Source organism: Streptomyces sedi (assembly GCF_006335015.1).
GTDB classification, from domain to species: Bacteria; Actinomycetota; Actinomycetes; order Streptomycetales; family Streptomycetaceae; genus Streptomyces; species Streptomyces sedi.
Genome location: NZ_VDGT01000012.1, coordinates 111,539 through 129,730, shown reverse-complemented (window position 1 = coordinate 129,730; position 18,192 = coordinate 111,539). Strand labels below are relative to the sequence as shown.

The window sequence follows — 18,192 nt, the reverse complement described above, 5'->3', positions numbered from 1 at the left end:
TCCGATGAACGTATCGGTGCGGAGGGGACGTCGGGCGAAGGGCCCGGCGAGGGAGCGGGGAGGGTACGGCGGTGGTGCACGCGCGCTTCCCTCATGGTCACAGAAAGGGTCGTGCGTGAAGCACTTCCGGCTGCTCGTACTGGGTAACGGCATATCCGCCTACGGCAGTTACCTCAACATGGTGGCGCTGAACGTCTTCGTCTACGACGTCACCGACAGCGCGCTGGCCGCGGGGCTCTTCATGGCCGTGCGGCTGGCCGTCAGCGTGGCCGCCGGCTTCGTGGCCGGACGGCTGGTCAGTAGGTACGACCGTAAACGGCTCATCATCTTCGCCGACCTCTGCCAGGCCTCCGCGCTGCTGGCGCTGCTGCTCACCCCGGAGGCAGGCCGGATCACGCTGCTCTACGGGCTGGCGGTGGTGACGGGTAGTTGCGCGACGCTCTCCCAGGTGGCGCTGCGCAGCAGCATCCCGGAGATCGTGGGCGCGGAGCACCGCACCCGGGCCAACAGCTGGCTGGTGACGGGGCGTTCGTTCGCGATGATCGCCGGCTTCTCGTCGGCGGGCGTCCTGGTGGCGCAGCTCGGCTACACGGCCGCCTTCGGGCTGGGCGTGAGCACCTTTCTGATCTCCGCCTCGATCCTGGCGGCGCTGCCGATCCGCACCCGGGCCGCCGTCGGCGACGGCGGGGAGGACCCGGACGGCGCGGCGCGCTGGTCGGTGCGGGTGCTGATGGCCACGGCGCCGGTGCTGATGGCGATGATCGCGCTGCGGGCCGTGGACGGCCTCGGCTCCTCCTCGCACAACGTGGCGCTTCCGGTCTACTCCGACCTGCTGGACCCCGACCATCCGGCGACGTTCATCAGCCAGTTCTGGGCGACCTGGGCGGTCGGTGTGATCATCGCCCAGCAGGTGCTCACCCGGTACACCGCGCGCGGGCGGCGCACGCTGGGCGAGCGGGCGTTCGCGATCAGCGCCTGTGTGATGTCGGCGGCGTTCATCGTGGTCTTCAGCGGGCTGCCGACCGTGCCCACGCTCGCCGTCGCGCTGGTGGCGGGCGCGGCGGACGGGGTCTCCGAGGTGGTCTACGTCTCCCGGCTCCAGTCCGTCCCCGACGAGCGGCGCGGCCGGGTCTTCGGGCTCTCCGCCTCGGCGGAGAACGCCGGGTTCGGGCTGGGGATGCTGGTCAGCGGCTCGCTGCTGGAGGCGTTCTCGCCGCTGACCGTGGTCGCCTCGCTGCACGGGCTGGCCATCGTGCTCTGCCTCGCGCTGCTGGTCGTGCTGGTGGTGCGCGCCCGCGGGGAACGACCGCCGGAGGCGGACCCCGGGGCGGGAGCGGAGGCGGCCCCGGAGCCGGGACTGGGACCTGCGCTGGGATCGGGACTGGAAACAGCCCCGGCGACGGGACCGGACGAGGAAGGAACGCAGCCGGGGACCTCGCGGCGGGGCGGCGGCGACGCCGTCCGGGAAGGACAGGATTGATGGGCGGCGACACGTGGGACCCGAGGGTCGCGGTCATCGGGACGGCGTTCCGGCTGCCGGGCGCGGACACCCCCGAGGAGCTGTGGCGGGTGATCCGCGACGGCGAGGACCGGTTCACCCGTTTCACCGACGAGGAGCTGCGCGCGGCGGGCGTGCCCGAGGCGCTGTACGGGCGCGAGGACTTCGTGGGCGCCTCGGCGATCCTGGAGGGCATCGACGGGTTCGACGCGCGTCACTTCGGGATGAGCGCCCGCGAGGCGGCGATCACCGACCCGCAGCACCGGATGTTCCTGGAGTGCGCCCAGCACGCGCTGGAGAACGCCGGCTATCCGAGGGAGCGCGACGGCGACCGCACCGGCGTCTTCGCCTCCACCGGCTTCCACCTCTACCAGTTGCAGACGTATCTCCAGAACAACGTGCTGCCGAACGAGGACATCGCCGACTGGCTGGCCGGGCTCCAGGTGCTGGTGGGCAACACCGCGGACTTCCAGGCCACCCGAGTCGCCCACCGGCTGAACCTGACCGGTCCCGCCGTCAACGTGCAGACGGCGTGCTCCAGTTCGCTGGTCGGGGTCCAGCTGGCAGCCCAGTCGCTGCTGGTCGGCGACTGCGATCTCGCGCTGGCCGGCGCCGCGGCCGTCCATGTGCCGCAGGTGCTCGGCTACCACTACGTCAAGGGCTCGATCCTCTCCCCCACCGGCCGGCTGCGGGCCTTCGACGCGGGCGCCGACGGGACCGTCGGCGGCACGGGCGTGATCGCCGTGGTGCTGAAGCGGCTGGAACGCGCGCTGGCGGACGGCGACACCATCCACGGCGTGATCAGGGGCTGGGGCATCGGCAACGACGGCGCCGACAAGAAGGCGTACGCCGCGCCCAGCGCGCGCGGGCAACAGGACGCGATCCGGCGCGCGTTGCGGCACGCGCGGGTGGACGCCGGGACCATCGGCTATCTGGAGTCCCACGGCACCGGCACGCTCAAGGGCGACCCCATCGAGCTGGCGGGCGCCGGCGCCGCCTACCGGGAGGACACCGACCGCACCGGCTACTGCGCGCTGGGCGCGGTCAAGGCCAACATCGGGCACCTGGACGTGGCCTCGGGGCTGGCCGGCCTGGTCAAGGCGCTGCTGGTGCTGGACCGCGGGGTGATACCGCCGATCGCCGGGTTCCGCGAGCCCAACCCGCGACTGGGGCTCGCGGAGAGCCCGTTCTACGTGCCGCGCTCGGCCGAGCCCTGGCCGGAGACGGGCACGCCCCGGCGGGCAGGGCTGACCTCGTTGGGGATCGGCGGCACCAACGTGCACCTGGTCCTGGAGCAGGCGCCCGAGCCGCCGCCGCGCGCCGGCGCGTTGCCGGCGCCCGACGTGCTGCTGGTGTCGGGAAGCAGCCGGGAGGCGCTCGTCGACAACGCGCGCGCCCTGCGGGACGCGCTGCGCGCCCGGCCCGAGCTGTCGCGGGCCGACGTGGTGACCACCGCCTCGGTGGGGCGTTCCCACGGGCGGCACCGGCTCGCGGTGCGCGGGTCCTCCACGGCGGGGCTGGCCGAGGCGCTGGACGCCCGGCTGGCCCAGGCCCTTCCCGAACCTGTGGGCGAGGAGGAGCCGCGGGTCGTCTTCCAGTTCACCGGGCAGGGCGCGCTGCGGGCCGGCGCGGCGACCGAGCTGTACGAACAGTTCCCCGTCGTGCGGGAGGTGCTGGACGCCGGCGAGGAGACGCAGACGCGGATCACCGGCACACCGTTTCTGCCCCACCTGCTCGCCGGGGCGGGCGGGCCGGCGGACGCGGCCTGGCCGGCGGAGACGGCGCAGGTGGCGCTCTTCGCCCTCCAGTGCGCGCTGGTGGGCCTGTGGGAGGAGGCCGGCGTGACCCCGCACGCCGTGGCGGGACACAGCGTCGGGGAGTACGCCGCGCTGTACGCGGCCGGCGCGCTCTCCCTCACCGACGGGTTCGAACTGCTGGCCCACCGGGGCCGGTTGACCCGTGACGCCTGCCCGCGTGGCGCCATGGTGGCGGTGGTGCTGACCCGGGAGGAGGCGCTGGCGGAGGCCGCCTCGCACCCCGGGGTCGAGCTGGCGGTCTCCAACGGGGAGCGTTCCCAGGTGCTGGCGGGCCCCGTGGCGGAGGTCGCCGCGCTGCGCGCCCGGCTCGCGGAGCGGAACGTCCCGCACGAGCGGCTGGCGGTGGACCGGGCCTTCCACACCGCCCTGACCGAGCCGATGCTCGAACCGTTCGCCACGGTGCTGGAGAAGACCCCGTTCACGCCGGCGCGCACCACGTTCGTCAGCGCCCTCGACGGTCACCCGCGCGCCCCCGGGTGGGTGCCGGACCGCGACTACCTGCTGCGGCACGCCCGCGAACCGGTCCGCTACGACGCGGCGCTGCGCGCCGTCGCCGACACCGGACCCGGGGTGCTGCTGGAGATCGGTCCGCACACCACGCTCAGCGGCCTGGCCCGCCGCGTGCGGGCGGGTGTGCGGGCCGTTCCCTCCCTGCGTCGGGGTGCCGGCCTCGGCGCTCTCCACGACGCGGCCACCGCACTGCACTGCGCGGGGGCCGACGTCCACTGGGAGGTGTTCCTCGCCGGTAGCGGGGGGCGGCGCGTGCCGCTGCCCGGCTACCGCTTCCAGCGCCGGTCCCACTGGATCGGCTCACCGCCCAGGCCCCCCGCACCGCCGGCGCCCCAGGTCCCGGCGAGAGAGGAAAGCACGATGACAACGGACAGCACGAGGACCGCGCCGCCGGGACCGACCGCCTCGGCGGCGGTCGGCGGGCCGATACTGGAGGGCATCCTGGCGGTGCTCGCCCGCAGCCTCGGCGAGGACCCCGCCTCGGTGCCCGTGGACGCCACCTTCTTCGACCTGGGCGCCGATTCCCTGCTGATGATCAACGTCCTGCGGGAGATCGAGCAGGAGCACGGGGTGCGGGTGACGATGCGCGAGTTGTTCGAGGAGACCGGCACGCCCCGGCTGCTCGCGGAACTCATCACCACCCGGCTGCCCGCCGCCGCGTCCGTCACGCCGCCCCCGCCGGCCGCGCCGCCCACCGCCGACGCGCCCCCACCGCTGTCGCCGCTGCCCGCCGCCCCGGCCCCGGCTCTTCCGGCGCCACAGGCCCCGGCTCCGCACGTGCCCGCCCCGCCTGCCGCGCCCGCGCCGCCGCCGGCCGCCGGCGAGTTCGTCACCCGGCGCGAGCTGGAGGAACTGTCGCTGCGCGTCCAGCAGATGTCCCAGATCCAGCTCCAGATGCTGACCCAGCTCACCCAGCTGCTGACCCTCCAGAACGCGGCGAGCCCGGCGAACGCCGCCCACGGTGCCCCCGCCGCCCGGACGGACGACGGGGAGTCCAGGTGAACGACCAGGGCAGCCGCATCCGGGACCTCGACCAGGACCTGGCGGCCATGACCGCGCTGGCGCGACGCGTCACCGAGCAGATGAACGCCGTCACCGGCGCGGGAACTGAGACCGCGGCCGGAAGCGGGGCGGCGCGACCGCGGGAGCACGGCCCCCGCGTGGAGGTCGCGCGGAACAGCGGGATGGTCCGCGCGGGCGCCCCCCGCGCGCAACAGGAGCACCTGGACGACCTCGTGCGCCGCTACACCGCCAGGACCGCCGCCTCCAAGCGGCTGACGCAGCGCCACCGGCGCCGGCTCGCCGACAGCCGGGCCGTCGTCGGCTTCCGCCGCTCGACCAAGGAGATGCTGTACCCGGTGGCGGCCTCGCGCGCGGCCGGGTCCCGGATCGAGGACATCGACGGCAACGTCTACACCGACATCACCATGGGCTTCGGGGTGCTGCTATTCGGCCACGAGCCGGAGTTCGTCCGGGAGGCCGTCCACGCCCATCTCTCCCGTGGCATCCGGCTCGGCCCGCGCAGCGCCGAGACCGGCGAGACGGCCGAACTCCTCGCGGAGATCACCGGGTTGGAGCGCGTCGCGTTCGCCAACTCCGGCACGGAGGCCAACGCCGCCGCCATCCGGCTCGCCCGCGCCGCCACCGGCAGGGACCGGATCGTCACGTTCCAGGGCGCCTACCACGGCCACGCCGACCAGGTGCTCGGCCGGGTCGCCGGCCGGGACGCCTCGGCACGCACCGTCCCCGTCTCGCGCGGCATCCCGGACAGCGCGGTCGCCGAGCTGAGCGTGCTGACCTACGGCAGCGAGGAGGCGCTGGCGACGATCGAACGGGACGCCGCGCGGATCGCCGCCGTCGTCGTCGAGCCCGTGCAGAGCCGCAACCCGGCGCTCCAGCCGGTGGAGTTCGTGCGCCGGCTGCGCGAACTGACCGCGCGCCACGGCATCGTGCTGCTCTTCGACGAGATGCTGACCGGCTTCCGCCCCGCGCTGCGCGGCGCGCAGGAGCTGTACGGCGTCACCCCCGACCTCGCCACCTACGGCAAGCTGCTCGGCGGCGGCTTCCCCGTCGGGGCGATCGCCGGCCGTGCCGACATCATGGACGGGGTCGACGGCGGGTGGTGGAGTTACGGCGACGACAGCGTGCCGCCCGCCGACACCACGTTCTTCGGCGGCACCTATCTCCAGCACCCGGTGTCGATGACGGCCGCCCGCGCCGTGCTCACCCATCTGAAGGAGCAGGGCCCCGGGCTCCAGCGGCGGCTGAACGACCGCACCGCCGCGCTGGCCACCGGGCTCAACGCGTTCTTCGAGGAGGAGGAGTTCCCGCTGCGGCTGCGGTGGTTCGGCTCGCAGTTCCGCTTCGAGCACCACGCGGACATGGAACTCCTCTACTACCACCTGATGTTGCGCGGGGTGCACGTCTGGGAGTGGCGGAACTTCTTCCTCTCCACCGCCCACACCGACGAGGACGTGGCGCGGGTGGACGAGGCGGTGCGCGGCGCGCTGCGCGAGCTGCGCGCCGGCGGGTTCTTCCCCACCGACCGCCCGCGCCCGGCCGCGGCACCGGCCGAACCCACCACGACGGCCGCCACCGTCCCCGCCCCCGTCCCCGCCCCCGCACCCGTTGCCGCGAAGCGGCCCGCGCCCGTCGACGCGCCCGCCGCGAAGCCCGTGGGTTCGCCCGGGCGGCGCGCCGACTTCGGGCTGTACTTCTTCGGCGACTACCCGGAGAACGAGGCGCCGCCGGGACCCGGGGGCGGCCAGGGCCGCTACGAGGTGCTGATGGAGGCGGCCAGGTTCGCCGACCGGCACGACTTCTCCTCGCTGTGGATGCCCGAACGGCACTTCCACTCGTTCGGCGGGCTCTTCCCCAACCCCGCCGTGCTGGCCGCCGCGCTCTCCCGCGAGACCGCGCGGGTGCGGCTCAACGCCGGCTCCGTGGTGCTGCCGTTGCACGACCCGATCCGGGTGGCGGAGGAGTGGTCCATGGCGGACAACCTCTCCGGCGGGCGGATCGGCCTGGGTGTCGCCAGCGGCTGGAACGCCGACGACTTCGTCTTCTTCCCCGAGCGCTTCGGCCGGCACAAGCAGGAGATGTACGAGCGTCTTGAGCAGGTGCGGACGCTGTGGCGCGGCGACGCGCTGCGCCGCGCCACCGGGGACGGGGAGCGCGAGATCCGGCTCTTCCCGCGCCCGGTCCAGGAGATGCCGCCGTGCTACACGGCGGTGGTGGCCAACCCCGAGTCCTACGAGCTGGCAGCCCGGCACGACCTGGGCATCGTCACCAACCTGATGACCCAGGACGTGGCGCAGCTGCGGGAGAACATCGCCCGCTACCGCGCCGCCAGGGCCAGGCACGGGCTGGACCCGGAGGCCGGGCGGGTGGCCGTGCTGCTGCACACCTACATCGGCGAGGACCACGAGACGGCGCGCGCCGAGGCGTTCGAGCCGATGGCGCGCTACATGCGCGCCTCGCTCGCGCTCTTCAGCGGCGTCACCAACAGCCTGGGCTTCCAGGCCGACCTCAGGTCGCTGAGCGAGGACGACCTGGACGTGGTCTTCCGCCGGGCGTACGGCCGCTACTGCGACCAGCGCGCGCTGATCGGCTCCGTGGACTCGGTGCTGCCGGTCGCCGAGGCGGTGGCCGACGCGGGCGCCGACGAGATCGTGGCGCTGGTGGACTTCGGCGTGGCGGACGAGCAACTGCGCGCCGGGCTCCCCCGGTTGGACGCGCTGCGCCGGCGTCACCGGGAGCGTCCCGCGCCCGAGGCGGACGCGCCGCTCTCGCCGGGGCAGGAACGGATCTGGTTCCTGGAGCGGCTGCTGCCGGGGCGCACCGCCTACAACGAGGTGAAGGCGATCCGGCTGAGCGGCCCGCTGGACACCGGCGCGCTCCACGCGGCGCTGCGCCGGCTGGTGGAACGCCACGAGATGCTGCGCACCGTCTTCCACCCGGCGGGTGAGTCGGCGGTGCAGCGGGTCCGGGAGGAGGCGACCCCCGACTTCGAGGTGGTCGACGGCGGCGCGCGCCCCGAGGAGGCCGTCCGGGAGGCGTTGGCGGCGGAGAGCGCCCGCCGCTTCGACCTGGAGCGCGGGCCGCTGTTCGTCAGCCGGCTGGTGCGCACGGCGGCGGACGCGCACGTACTGGTGATGTCGTTCCACCACATCGTCGTCGACGCGGCGTCGGCGACCGTGCTGAGCCGGGACCTGTCCGCGTTCTACCGCGCCGAGCGCGACGGGACGCGGGCCGAGCTGCCGGCGCTGGAGCACCGTTACGCCGACCACGCGCGACGGGTGCGGGCGGCGGAGAACGGGCCGGAGGCGGCGCGTGACCTGGAGTACTGGCGTGGGGCCCTCGGCGGCGAGCTGCCCGTGCTGGAGCTGCCGACGGACCGGCCGAGGCCGGAGCGGATGACCTCGGCCGGCCGCGCGGTCTTCCACTCCCTCGAACCCGAACTCTCCCGTCGGGTCCGGGCGTTGGGCCAGTCGCGGCGGGCCACTCCGTTCATGGCGCTGCTGGCGGGCTGGGCGGCGATGCTGCACCGGGTCACCGGGCAGGAGGACGTGATCGTGGGCGTCCCGGTCTCGGAACGGCCCCGGGACGCCGAGGAGTTGGTCGGCTTCTTCGTCAACACCCTCGCGGTGCGGGTCGATCTGAGCGGCGACCCCGCGTTCGGCGCGCTGCTGGACCGGGTGCGGGGCGTGGCGCTGGACGCCTACGACCACGCGGGGACGCCGTTCGAGCGGGTGGTGCGGGAGTTGGCGCCGCCGCGAGGGACGGACCGGACGCCGGTCTTCCAGGTGTGCGCGGAGTTCCAGTCGGCCGAGCCGTTCCGCTTCGACCTGCCGGATGTCGAGGCCGTGGCGCTGGACGCGGGCCCCGACAAGGCGCTGACCGACCTGACGGTGTACTTCACCGACGGTCCCGAGGGAGTGCGCTGCCATCTGGAGTACAACGCCGACCTGTTCGACGCGGAGACCGTCGACGGCTTCTTCGCCGTCTTCCGCGACGTGCTGGCCGCCGCGACGGCAGCCCCGGAGACGCCGCTGTCGCGGCTGGCGCCGCCGGCGGCCGAGGGCGAGCCGGTGCCGGAGAGCTGGGAGCGCGGCCCCGCGCGGCCGGTCGAGGAGACCACGGTTCACGCGTGGGTGGCGCGGCGCGCGGCGGAACGCCCCGGGCACCCGGCGGTGGTGGCGGGCGAGACGGTGCTGAGCTACGGGGAGTTGGAGGCGCGTGCCGAGCGGCTGGCCGGCGCGCTGCGCGCCCTCTCCCCCGGCGGCGGGCCCGGCGGGGTGGTCGCGGTGTGGCTGCCGCGCTCGGCCGACCTGGTGGTGGCGCAGCTCGCGATATGGAGGGCGGGCGGCGCCTGTCTGCCGCTCGACCCCTCGCTCGGCGCGGCGCGCGCCGCCGACGTGATCGCCGAGAGCCGGGCGTACGCGGTGGTGAGCGCGGAGACCGGGGTGCCGCCGCTGCGGCTGCCGGACGCGGTGGCCGTGGTGGCGCCGGACGCCGCCGCGCCCGGGGGCGGCGTGCCGCCGGCGTCGGCCGTCGGCGGCGGGGCGTCGCCGGCCTGCGTGATCTACACCTCGGGCAGCACCGGCGTTCCCAAGGGCGTGGTGCTCACCCACCGGGGCGTGGTGGACCTGTGCGGGTGGCACCACGGTCGGTTCGGGTTCACCGCCGAGGACAGGTCGGCGGCGGTGTGCGGGCAGAGCTTCGACGCCTCGCTGCTGGAGATCTGGCCCGCGCTGACGGCGGGCGGCACGGTGGTGGTGGCGGACGAGGCGGTCCGCACCGACCCTCTGGCGCTGGCCCGCTGGTACGGGGAGCGGGGCATCGCGTTCAGCATCCTGCCCACGGCTCTCGGCGAGCAGCTGATGCGGCTGCCGGCCGTCGAGCAACCGCCGTTGCGCCACCTGCTGTTGGGGGGCGAGCAGCTGCGGGTGCGGCCCAGGCCGGAGGCCCGGTACGAGGCGGTGAACGTCTACGGCCCGACGGAGACCACCGTGCTGTGCCTCGCCGAGTCGGTGCCGCCTCGGGACGACGGCGCGGACGACGGGCCGATCCCGATCGGCCGACCGGTCGACAACGTGCGGCTGCGGGTGGTCGACGACGCGGGCGGGCCGGTGCCGGTCGGCGCGGTCGGGGAGCTGCTGGTGTCGGGCCCCGGGGTGGCCGACGGCTATCTCCACCGGACCGACCTGACCGGTGAGCGCTTCCGCGGGGACCCGTCGCCGCGCCACTACCGGACCGGCGACCTGGTGCGCTGGACCCCGGAGGGGCGGCTGTCGTTCGTGGGCCGCGCCGACGACCAGGTGAAGATCCGCGGCTTCCGGGTGGAGCCGGAGGAGGTGGCGCTGGTGCTGGGCCGGCTGGCCGGCGTGCGGCGGGCCGCCGTCGTGGGCCGGGTCAGGGACAACGGCGAGACCGTGCTCGACGCCCATGTGGTGCCGGTGGCGCCGGCGGCGGACGACGCCGGGAGGCGCGCCTGGGCCGAGCTGCTGGCGCGCGAACTGGCCGACCGGCTCCCGGAGTACATGGTGCCGCGCGCCTGGAACGTGCTGGCGGAGCTGCCGCTGTCGGCCAACGGAAAGCTGGACCGGGCGCGGCTCGCGCCCGCCGGGCTGCGGCTCGGCGTGGGTGGACCGCGGGCGGAGGGCGAGGGGCCGGGGCCGGCCCCGGCGAGGGGTGCGCGGCTGCGGGAGATCTGGGCCGCCGAGTTCGACCTGGCCCCGGAGGCGGTCGACCCCGATGTCTCGCTCTTCGACCTGGGCGGCCACTCGCTGACCGCGATGCGGCTGGTCAACCGCTTCCGCGAGGAGTGGGGTGTGGAGTACCCGCTCTCCCGGCTCTACGAGGAGCCGACGCCACGGGCCGTCGCCGCGTTCCTGGACGGCGGCGCGGACGGCGGCACGGACGGGGGCGGCGGCAGGGGCGGTGACGAGGGCGGTGCCCCCGCCGGGGGCGCGGCGGCCGGCAGCGAGCGCCGGGTGGTGCGCGCCGGCCCGTCCACCGAGCAGCAGGCGAGGTTCGCCACCCGGCACGGGCAGCACGCCAGGCCGCAGGTCTACAACGTGGCCCTGCGGATCGACCTCTCCGGCACCTTGGACGAGGGGGCGTTGGCCTCCGCGCTGCGGACGGTGGTGGAGCGCCACGAGTCGCTGCGCACCCGGCTGGTGCGGGCGGCGGACGGGAGCTGGCGCCAGGAGGTGCTGGAACCGGTGCCGGTCGCGCTGCCGGTCGACGACCTCACCGACCGTCCTGAGGCGGAACGCGAGGCGCTGGTCGGGGAGATCGCCAGGCGCGCGGCGGAGACCCCGCTCGACCCGTTCACCGGTGACGTGCTGGCGCACCGGCTGGTGCGGGCCGGCGCGGACGCCTGGACGCTGGTGCTGGTGCTGCACCACTGCACCTGTGACGGGTGGGCGGTCACCGTGCTGCTGAAGGAGGTCGCGGCGCTCTACCGGGCGGCGCTGACCGGGGCCGACGACGGCCTGTCGGCCGAGCCGCCGCAGCAGGTGGAGTACGCGCGCTGGCAGGCGGAGCTGTACAGGACCACAGGCGAACGCCGACTGGACTACTGGCTCAAGGAGTTGGCCGACGCGCCGTTCCGCGCCGAGCTGCCGTTGGACCGGCCCCGGCCGGAGACGTTGAGCGGCGCGGGCGGCGTGGTGCCGTTCACCGTGCCGGCCGACGTGTGGAAGGCGGTGGAGCGGTGGGCGGCGTGGCGCGGCACCACGCCGTTCGTGGTGACGGCCGCCGCGCTCGGCCGGCTGCTCGGGAGCAAGGCTGAGCGGGCCGACGTGCTGCTCAACATCTCCTACGCGGGGCGGGAGAGCCGCGCGTTCGAGTCGCTGGTCGGCTGCACGGCCACCGGCTTCACGCTGCGGGTCCGCGACGGCGAGGGCGGCTCGTTCGCCGCGCTGGTCGACCAGGTCGCCGGCTCCGTCGTGCGCGGCATGGAGCTGGCGATGCCGGCGCGCCGGGTGGCTCCGGTGATGCGGGAACGCACGGGCGTGCCGATGCCGGACGGGCTGGCGCTCGGGCTGGCATACGAGAGTTCGCTGGACACCGGGATGGACCTGCCGGGGCTGACCGCCGCGGTGGAGGACGTGCCGGCGGACGCCTCGCGCTCGGAGTTCATCATGGTGCTCGACCCGGCCGGCGGGGAGCTGGGCGGCGTCGTGGAGTACTCGGCCGACCTGTGGGACCGGGAGACCGTCCGCGCGTGGACCGAGGAGTACGTGGCGCTGCTGCGCGAGAGCGTCGAGGAGCCGGGCGGTGAGGCGACCGGCTGAGCCACGGGAGCGGGGGCGGGGCGCGCGGGCCGGTGCGGCCGGCGCGCCCCGCGCGTTCACAGGAACGCGCGGCCCTCGCCCCGGTAGGTGGGCACCTCGGCGGCGATCCGGTCGCCGTCGACCAGGTGGAACGCGTCGACGCGCTCGGCGAGTTCACCCGCCTTGGCGTGGCGGAACCACACCCGGTCCCCGACCCGCAGCCGGTCGGCCGCCGGGCCGAGCAGCGGGGACTGCACCTCCCCCGCGCCCTCCATGCCCCGGTAGCGCAGCCCCGGCGGGAAGACGGGCCGGGGCTGCCGGTCGGCGCCCGGCGGTCCCGAGGCGATCCAGCCGCCGCCGAGCACCGTGGCGACCCCGGGGGCCGGGCGGCGCACCACGGGCAGCGCGAAGTAGGCCGCGGGGCGCGGCCGGAACGCCCGGTAGCCGTCGAAGAGCAGCGGCCCGTAGAGGCCGGAGCCGGCGGCCACCTCGGTGACGGCGGGCTCGGCGGCGGTCCGTTCGACGCTGCCGGTGCCGCCGCCGTTGACGAACTCCAGGTCGGCACGGGAGCGCACGGCGGCGACGGCGGCGGCCCTGCGTTCGGCCAGCTCGGCGGCGGAGGCCCGCTGCATTGCCCGCACGGCCAGGCCACGCAGCGGCGAGCCGGCCGGGGCGTCGCCGACGCCGGCGGTCTGCGACTCGTAGGACATCATCCCGACCAGCCGGAACTCGGGCCGGTCGGCCACCGCGCCGGCCAGCGCCAGCGCCGCCTCGGGGGTGCGCACGGGCGAGCGGCGGGCGCCGATGTGCAGCCGGTCGCCGAACAACCGCAGCGAGGCGTCGAGTTCGAGGCAGAGCCGCAGCGGGCGGTCCGCGGAGGGACGGGCGGCCTCCCGCACGAAGTCCAGGTGGTCGACGGAGTCCACCATCAGCGTGACGCGCCGCGCCAGCCGCTCGTCGGCCGCCAGCCGGCGCAGCGCCGCGCGGTCGGCCGTGGGGTAGCCGACCACCACGTCCTCGATCCCCGGGGCGCCGTCCCCGTCGGGGGCGCCCTCGTCCGCGGCCAGCCACAGCGCCTCCGGCAGGGTGAAGGCGAGCACGCCGGCGAAGCCGCGCCGCGCCAGGACCCGCCGGGTCAGCTCCCGGCAGCGCAGCGACTTGCTGGCCACCCGGATCGGCTTGCCGAGCGCGCGGCGCGCGAGGTCGCCGGCGTTGGCGTCGTAGGCGTCCAGGTCGACCACGGCGAACGGCGGGTCCAGGGCGGCGGTGGCCCGTTCCAGCCGTGCACGGGTCTCGCCGTCCAGGGTCCCCTGCGGCATAGTGACGGGTGCGCTCACTCTGACCCCCAGTCTCGTCCGTGCCACCGACCGAACCCGGTCGGCCGGGTGTCGACCACGGTAACGGCGCCACCGCGCGGGGCAACCCCCTCGCGGGGCACGGAAAACGCGCGCACCACCCCCCGGGGTCCCCACGGGCGCGACGGCGCGAGGAGAAGGGGACGGCCGATGACCATCGCCCATACCGGGGCCGGCTGGCGAAACTGGTCGGGCACCGCGAGCGCGCGCCCGGTCCGGGTCGAACGGCCCCGCACCGTGGACGAGTTGCGCGCGGTCGTGCGGCGGGCGGCGGCAGAGGGGCTGCGGGTGAAGGCCGTCGGCAGCGGCCACTCGTTCACCGGCATCGCGGTCGCCGAGGGGGTGCTGGTGCGGATGGACGCGCTGGACGCGCCGCTGCGGATCGACCCGCGCTCGGGGCTGGTCACCGTCGAGGCGGGCATCCCGCTGCACCGGCTGAACGCGGTGCTGGCCGCGCACGGCCTGGCGATGACCAACCTCGGCGACATCGACCGGCAGACCCTCTCCGGCGCCGTCTCCACCGGCACCCACGGCACCGGCGCCCGTTCCGGCGGGTTGGCCGCGCAGGTGCGGGCGCTGGAACTGGTGCTGGCCGACGGCTCGTTGGTGCGCTGCTCGGCCGAGGAGCGGCCCGAGCTGTTCGCCGCCGCCCGCGTCGGCCTCGGCGCGCTGGGGGTGCTCGCCACCGTCACGCTCCAGTGCGAGCCGGCGTTCGCGCTGTGGGCCCGCGAGGGGCCGATGGGGCTGCCGGACGTGCTCGGCGGACTCGACGAACTGCGTGCCGCCAACGAGCACTTCGAGTTCTACTGGTTCCCGCACACCGACCGGACGCTCACCAAGCGCAACAACCGGCTGGGCCCCGACGAGCGGCCGTGCCCGCTGGGAAGGACGCGCGCCTGGTTCGACGACGAGTTTCTCTCCAACACCCTGCTCGAAGGCGTCAGTCGGCTGGGCACCGCGGTGCCGGGCGCGATCCCCGGGCTCAACGCGCTGAGCAGCCGCGCCCTTTCGGCCCGCGCCTACAGCGACGCCTCGCACCGGGTCTTCACCTCGGCGCGGCGGGTGGTCTTCCGCGAGATGGAGTACGCGGTGCCCGGGGAGTCGGTGGCCGGAGTGGTGCGGGCGATCCGCCGCTGGGTGGCGGAGAGCGGCGAACGGGTCGCCTTCCCCGTCGAGGTGCGGTTCGCGCCGGCCGACGACGTGTGGCTCTCCACCGCCTACCGGCGGGACAGCGCCTACGTGGCGGTGCACCAGTACCACCGGCTGCCGCACGAGCGGTACTTCCGCGCCGTGGCGGCGATCGCCGACGCGGTGGGCGGCCGTCCGCACTGGGGCAAGCTGCACTGGCTGGACGCGGCGGCGCTGCGCGACCGCTACCCGCGGTTCGACGACTTCCTGGCCGTCCGGGACCGGGTCGACCCCGGCGGGGTCTTCGCCAACCCCTATCTGGACCGGGTGCTGGGCCCCGCCCCCGCCGCCGGCTGAGCGCCGCCGGCGGGGGCCGGCGCGAGGATGTCCGGCAGCGACTCGGCCGGGTCGTGGCCGGCGGCGAGGTCCCCGGCGCGCTTCCGCGCCAGGCGGGCGCCTGGCCCGAGCGCCCACGCCCACCAGTGCCCCAGCCGTTCCTCGTCCAGCCGCTCGCCCGGGATCACCGCGGGCCAGCGCAGGGCCCGGGCCTGGGCGGTCATCTTGGCGCCGGCGCTCACCGGGTCGATCGCCACCGCCGGGACGCCGACGCGCAGCGCCAGCACCAGCCCGTGCAGACGGTCGGTGACGACGACGTCGAGACGTTCCAGCAGCGACAGCAGCTCCTCGGGCGTGCCGGGGAGCGTGCCGTCGCGCGCGTCGAGCCGGGTGTCGAACGGCACGGGCGCGCAGCGCGTGCCGTTGAGCCAGCCCGTGACGGTCTCCGCGACCCGGCCGTGGAGGCGGCGCGCGCCGTACTCCCGCTGGCCGTCGGTGAGCAGCAGCCCGGCCACGGGGACGGCGGGGCGCGCGGGTGCGTGGGCCGCGAGGTCCTCGGTGGGCGGGCCGGCGCCGTCACGGGCGAGGATCCGGTGGAAACCGGCGGCGGCCGGGTCCTCGGGGTCGAGCACCGAGGTGCCGACGGCCACGCGCAGGCAGTGGCCGAACCGCTCGTGCAGCCACGCGATCCCCGGTCCGTGGAGCGGCCCGCAGACGAAGACCAGCCGGGTGTAGTCGGCGGGGTCGACGTCCGTGAGGGAGAGCGCGCCGGGCCGGAAGCCCGGGCTCCAGGCGACGTCGTGGGGCCGGCCCGCCCGGTCGAGCACGTCCTGGACCCGGTGCAGGGCCAGGACGTCGCCGGCGGTCGCCTCGCCGTGGACGAAGCTGAACCATCCGGTCACCAGGGTCCGTTCCATCGCGGCCGGGTTTCCCGCATCCGGCGGCCGAAACCGGCCCCCGGCGTCAGCGCGCGTCAGATCCGGCCGTGGGTCAGATCCGGCCGTGGGTCAGCCGGGTCAGCGGGCCGGCGTCGCTCCGGAACGAGCGGCGGCCCAGCGCGAAGGCGCCCGCGGTCAGGCACACGACGCCGAGGACGGTGGCGGCCGAGACGCCCTTGTGGTGCCGGGCCGTCGTCCAGGCGCTGGTGGCGCCGGAGGCCGCGTGGTGCGCCGCGGAGGCGACGGCCTGCCGGCCGCTGGCCAGTCCGGCGGCGGTCGCGCGGCCGGCGCGGCCGGCGCTCTCGCCCGCCGCGTGGGCCGCTTCCTCGGCGGACTCCTCGGCCCCCTTCACCCGCGCGACCGCTTCCTCGGCCTTCGCCTTGGCCACCGCCAGACGGGTGCCGGCCTTGGCGCGGTTGTCGTCCGTGTTGTTCTTCCTGGCTTCGCTCTTCGCAGTCATGACGCTCGGCTAACCGCGCAAATCAGTCTGAAACGTGGCCCGTTGACCCGCCCCCGGGTCGCTCGGGGCTTCTTCTGGGCAACTCCCCTGCTCCCGGGGGCCGTTGCCGCCTCGCCGACCGCGCGGGAGTCACGGCGAAGAGGCGCGGGGAACCGCGCGGGCGGTCGACCGCGCCCCGTCGCCGACCCCCTGGCGTCGCGCGTCACTTACTGCCATAATGCCACTTAATGCATTGCGCGGAACCGAAACCGGAGCCCCCATGACGACGACCAGACGCCGCGGCGGTGCGATGAGCGAGGTGCGGCGGCGCCGCCTGCGGCTGGAGATCTCCAGGGAGGCCTCCCGCCTCTTCTGGGAGCAGGGCGTCGACGCCACCAGCGGCGACCAGATCGCCGAGGCCGTCGGCCTGTCCACCCGCACCATCTGGCGCCACTTCCGCACCAAGGAGAGCTGCGCCGAACCCCTCGTGGCCAGAGGCGTGGAGTGGGGGATGCTGATCCTCCGCGCCTGGCCCCCGCACCTCTCCCTGGAGGAGCACGCCGCGGCCGAGCGGATCCGCCATGTCGAGGAGGCCACCGCCGACAGCGTCATCGACGACCGGCTGGCCCTCGGCATCGTCGCCCTCGGCGACCGGGAGCCGGCCCTGCGGACCGCGTGGCTGATGGCGTGCGACAAGGTCGAACGGGAGCTGGCACCCGTCATCGCCAGGCGCCTCGGCCTCCCTGCCGACGACCACCGCGTGCTGCCGCACGCCGCGGCGACCGGCGCCGCGCTGCGGGCGTACAACGAGCATGTCGCCCGCACGCTCCTGTCCGGCGGGGACACCCAGGGGCTTCTTCACGCCCCCGCGCACCTCGCACGGGCGGTGCGCGGCGCGACCGGCGGGGCGGTCGGGGACGCGATCGCCGGCTGAGCCGGGGTAAACGACGCGCGAAGCGGCGCCCCCCGGCGCCATAATCCCCCGATGGCCACCTCCCCCGCACCGCGACCGAGCTCCGCCTCCCCCGACTGGCCCCGCGCCGAACGCCTCGACGCCGAACGGATGGTCGAGGCCCTTCGCGAGCGGACCGGAGCCCGACTGACCGTGGAGGGCCCCTGCCCGGGCGGGCAGGTGGGCGCGGCCTATGTGCGCTGGCCGGACGGCCGCCGTTCCGTGCTCAAGTGGCGCCCGCGCGCCCGCGCCGCCGACCTGGAGAACGGCCCGATCGCCGTCTCCGAGGCGCTGCGCGCGGCCGGCTGCCCGGTCCCGGCGACCGAGCTGGTCGAGCAGGTCGACCACGCCGTCGTCACGGTCCAGGAGCTGCTGCCCGGCGCGACGCTCGACCGCCTGGACGCGCGCGGCCTGGAGCAGGCGCTCGCGTTCAACCAGGCGCTCGCCGGACGGTTGGCCGACCGCCGCGACATCCCCGCGACCGCCCTTCATCTGCGGGAGGACGGGCCCGGGTTCTGCCTGCACGAACCGCTGCGCCGGCACGGGGCGCGCGCCGCCGCGCTGGAGCGCTGGGCCGCCGCCGTCGGTGCCGCGCATCCGGCGAGGCTGGAGGGCGACGACGCCGTCCACCTGGACTTCCACCCGGGCAACATGCTGGCGGTGGACGGCACCCTCACCGGGGTCATCGACTGGGACGGCGCCGGGCGCGGGGACCGCCGGCTGGACCTGGTCACGCTGCGGTTCGGCGTCCACGCCGAGGGAACGGGGCCGGGCGTGGAGGAGCGCCTGGACGAGGTGTTGGACGCGATGCCCGAGGAGGTGCTGCGGCCGGCCTGGGCGCACATGAGCCTGCGGATGGTCGACTGGTCGATCCGCCACCACACGCCGGCCGACGTGGAGCACTGGCTGGACCTGGCCGCGCGTCGGACGGACTGAG

The 18,192-nt window shown here is 75.6% G+C and carries 9 protein-coding genes; 6 read left to right on the top strand and 3 right to left on the bottom strand.

Going from position 1 to position 18,192, the window contains the following annotated elements; translation table 11 throughout:
• Positions 1 to 115 precede the first annotated feature (115 nt).
• The 3 genes from FH715_RS17150 to FH715_RS17140 are packed head-to-tail and all read left to right on the top strand — an operon-like array spanning position 116 to position 12,128.
• Complete coding sequence (locus FH715_RS17150) at positions 116 to 1,480, top strand: MFS transporter (protein ID WP_246108808.1); 1,365 nt, start codon at positions 116 to 118, stop codon at positions 1,478 to 1,480.
• The gene (locus FH715_RS17145) at positions 1,480 to 4,827 is read left to right on the top strand and encodes a type I polyketide synthase (RefSeq protein WP_139646206.1); all 3,348 of its coding nucleotides are present in this window, start codon (positions 1,480 to 1,482) and stop codon (positions 4,825 to 4,827) included. Before FH715_RS17150 ends, FH715_RS17145 begins: the two co-directional genes overlap by 1 nt.
• Positions 4,824 to 12,128 (top strand): MupA/Atu3671 family FMN-dependent luciferase-like monooxygenase, encoded by a 7,305-nt coding sequence (locus FH715_RS17140; protein WP_246108807.1) that lies wholly within the window; start codon positions 4,824 to 4,826, stop codon positions 12,126 to 12,128. The genes FH715_RS17145 and FH715_RS17140 overlap by 4 nt, the downstream gene beginning before the upstream one ends.
• Before the next feature lie 56 nt (positions 12,129 to 12,184).
• On the opposite strand, the gene FH715_RS17135 is transcribed toward FH715_RS17140, so the two are convergent.
• Positions 12,185 to 13,426, bottom strand: coding sequence for an amino acid deaminase/aldolase (locus FH715_RS17135; protein WP_139646204.1), 1,242 nt, complete (start codon positions 13,424 to 13,426; stop codon positions 12,185 to 12,187).
• A 186-nt stretch (positions 13,427 to 13,612) separates the two neighbouring features.
• Between FH715_RS17135 and FH715_RS17130 the strand changes: the two genes are divergently transcribed.
• A complete protein-coding gene (locus tag FH715_RS17130; RefSeq protein ID WP_139646202.1) occupies positions 13,613 to 14,947 on the top strand; it encodes a D-arabinono-1,4-lactone oxidase in 1,335 nt (444 codons plus the stop codon).
• Here the strand turns inward: FH715_RS17130 and FH715_RS17125 are convergent.
• Positions 14,905 to 15,843, bottom strand: coding sequence for a polysaccharide pyruvyl transferase family protein (locus FH715_RS17125; protein WP_139646200.1), 939 nt, complete (start codon positions 15,841 to 15,843; stop codon positions 14,905 to 14,907). The two genes, FH715_RS17130 and FH715_RS17125, sit on opposite strands and share 43 nt — an antisense overlap.
• 73 nt (positions 15,844 to 15,916) lie before the next feature.
• Entirely contained in the window at positions 15,917 to 16,324 is a 408-nt protein-coding gene (locus tag FH715_RS17120) for a hypothetical protein (protein ID WP_139646198.1), read from the bottom strand.
• A 259-nt stretch (positions 16,325 to 16,583) separates the two neighbouring features.
• Here FH715_RS17120 and FH715_RS17115 point away from each other — a divergent pair, with 259 nt between their 5' ends.
• Both FH715_RS17115 and FH715_RS17110 read left to right on the top strand, forming a co-directional pair.
• Positions 16,584 to 17,237, top strand: a complete 654-nt coding sequence (locus FH715_RS17115) for a TetR/AcrR family transcriptional regulator (RefSeq protein WP_139646196.1) — start codon at positions 16,584 to 16,586, stop codon at positions 17,235 to 17,237.
• A 51-nt stretch (positions 17,238 to 17,288) separates the two neighbouring features.
• Positions 17,289 to 18,191: a phosphotransferase family protein gene (locus FH715_RS17110; protein WP_139646194.1), complete on the top strand. Its 903-nt coding sequence runs from the start codon at positions 17,289 to 17,291 to the stop codon at positions 18,189 to 18,191.
• Position 18,192: the final 1 nt, after the last annotated feature.

Coding starts and splice junctions, on each gene's coding strand:
- FH715_RS17120 (WP_139646198.1), bottom strand. CDS start 16,324: ATGACTGCGAAGAGCGAAGCCAGGAAGAACAACACGGACGACAACCGC.
- FH715_RS17145 (WP_139646206.1), top strand. CDS start 1,480: ATGGGCGGCGACACGTGGGACCCGAGGGTCGCGGTCATCGGGACGGCG.
- FH715_RS17125 (WP_139646200.1), bottom strand. CDS start 15,843: ATGGAACGGACCCTGGTGACCGGATGGTTCAGCTTCGTCCACGGCGAG.
- FH715_RS17115 (WP_139646196.1), top strand. CDS start 16,584: ATGACGACGACCAGACGCCGCGGCGGTGCGATGAGCGAGGTGCGGCGG.
- FH715_RS17110 (WP_139646194.1), top strand. CDS start 17,289: ATGGCCACCTCCCCCGCACCGCGACCGAGCTCCGCCTCCCCCGACTGG.
- FH715_RS17130 (WP_139646202.1), top strand. CDS start 13,613: ATGACCATCGCCCATACCGGGGCCGGCTGGCGAAACTGGTCGGGCACC.
- FH715_RS17135 (WP_139646204.1), bottom strand. CDS start 13,426: ATGCCGCAGGGGACCCTGGACGGCGAGACCCGTGCACGGCTGGAACGG.